This window comes from Priestia sp. BR_2, from assembly GCF_041954005.1.
GTDB classification, from domain to species: Bacteria; Bacillota; Bacilli; order Paenibacillales; family Paenibacillaceae; genus Paenibacillus_AQ; species Paenibacillus_AQ lautus_A.
In genome coordinates, this window is record NZ_JAVFHM010000314.1 from 1 (window position 1) to 901 (window position 901).

Annotated in this window: 1 protein-coding gene and 1 pseudogene; both read right to left on the reverse strand. The window is 34.3% G+C overall.

Features of this window, described 5'->3' with window-relative positions; translation table 11 throughout:
- Positions 1–106: 106 nt before the first annotated feature.
- Positions 107–565 (reverse strand): annotated as a pseudogene (locus RB298_RS28015) (SDR family NAD(P)-dependent oxidoreductase); the annotation flags it as partial.
- Positions 566–587: 22 nt separating this feature from the next.
- The coding region (locus RB298_RS28020) for a 5-deoxy-glucuronate isomerase (RefSeq protein ID WP_486049637.1) at positions 588–901 on the reverse strand (314 nt) is incomplete at its 5' end.

Below are 901 nucleotides of genomic sequence, written 5' to 3' on the forward strand. Positions count from 1 at the left end.
ATATAACTCTAGGGTTGTTTTGCTATATTATTGATAAAATCCATTATGGTAACTAGGAATGTTAGCATAACGACAAATACATCATTTCATTATCATTCTATTAAAATATAAGAGAGGCCACATTAATAATTTTCCCACTTCTTTGTTCAGCCATAACTTTTGCTACTTCCTGGCTTAAAAAATAAAGTGAATTTAAATTCAAGTCTATTACATCACTCCAATCTTTTTCTGTATATTCAAGAAGTGGAGAACGTCGAATAGTACCCGCATTATTGACCAGAATATCAATTTTCCCATATTCATCTAGGCATCCATTTACAATATTATTAATGCTGTCTTTCTGTTCTAAGTCTGCTTGAAAAAAGGTAACTTTCCTTCCCTCTTTTTCAATTAATGCTTTCATTTCATCCCAGTTCGTTCCATGAGTGACAATAAATAAATTAGCTCCTGCTTTTGCTAACGCTACTGCGTATCCTTAACCTAAACCTGTATTACCTCCAGTTACAATAGCTACTTTTTCGTCTAAGCGAAAAAAATCCATTGAAAATTGTGATAGATCTCCCATAACTTTTTCTCCCCTTTCCTCGTTATTTTAAATCCTTCATTTTAACAGCGTCCATATCGTCATACGTAGTGTTTTCTCCACACATTCCCCATATAAATGTATAATTACTTGTACCTACGCCTGAATGAATAGACCAACTTGGAGAAATAGCAGCTTGCTCATTGCTCATTACTAGATGTCTAGTTCCACTAGGTTCTCCCATAAAATGAAAAATACGTAAATGAAAAATACGTGTTTCAGGGGCCATGTTAAAGTATAGATACACTTCCATTCTACGTTCATGTGTATGACATGGCATCGTATTCCAAGCACTACCAGCTTCTAACATAGTGAGAC